This window comes from Synechococcus lacustris str. Tous (assembly GCF_003011125.1).
In the GTDB taxonomy this organism is placed as follows: domain Bacteria; phylum Cyanobacteriota; class Cyanobacteriia; order PCC-6307; family Cyanobiaceae; genus Synechococcus_D; species Synechococcus_D lacustris.
On the sequence record NZ_PXVC01000253.1, the window covers coordinates 1 to 822 of the forward strand.

The 822-nt window shown below is 52.1% G+C and carries 1 pseudogene; it reads right to left on the minus strand.

Annotated features, from left to right (window positions below):
* Nucleotides 1–806 (minus strand): annotated as a pseudogene (locus C7K08_RS16105) (hypothetical protein); the annotation flags it as partial.
* Nucleotides 807–822: the final 16 nt, after the last annotated feature.

Sequence of the window (822 nt, forward strand, 5' to 3'; positions counted from 1 at the left end):
TCCGAGGGTCCGAGGGCAGATGTATATGTTCCTGGTGCACCGGCGTAGGTAAAGAAGTCGAGAATCGTGTCAGCTGGATATTGGCTAGGCCACACCGCCAACATGTCGTCTTGACGCACCCTTGGACCCGCCGTAACGGTGAAATTTGAGCCGATCGGGAACTGGTAGAAGATCCGATCCACACTCCAAATGCTGCCAGCTGCTGATTCGTCGAACGCCACCTCAGCGCCTAGGGCAGGGTAGGGATAACCACTCCAAATGCTGTCGGTGAAGTTACCGGCCCGCAGGCGAGTGCGCAGTAAATCTTTACCCGTAAAGCTCGTGTCTAGGTTTAAACGTACGTCGTAGTTGAAGCTCACTGCCTCACCGAGCGGCACATTACCTTCCAGCAAGCCCTTGAGGAACTTACGCGCTGCTGCTTTTACCGTGGGGTTCTGTTGCTGCAGCGGGCTCAAGGTGCCGTATTCAGCTATCGATAGATCCAGCGGGTTACTAAATGTGCCGGCGTTTGTAAATCCGCCAGCAGCAGTGTTTGTAACCGTTTTATAAGGATCAGTTACAACATCGCTTGAATAGCGGATTAAGCCGCCACCTTTAACGGCCCGTGAGGCATTACCCAATGCCACCAGGTTTTGCATATCTTTTTTATCGATTAAGAATCCACCCAGGCTTGGACCAGCTGGCATTCCACCTGGTAGTACGCCATTGCCACCATTGGGGGTTGTATTTGCCATCACGCCCATCAAATCTGAAGTAACAACCGTGCCGTTTGGCAAGGCGTTATTTAAAAAACCATTAGAACGCAAACCAGCAACTGAGAGG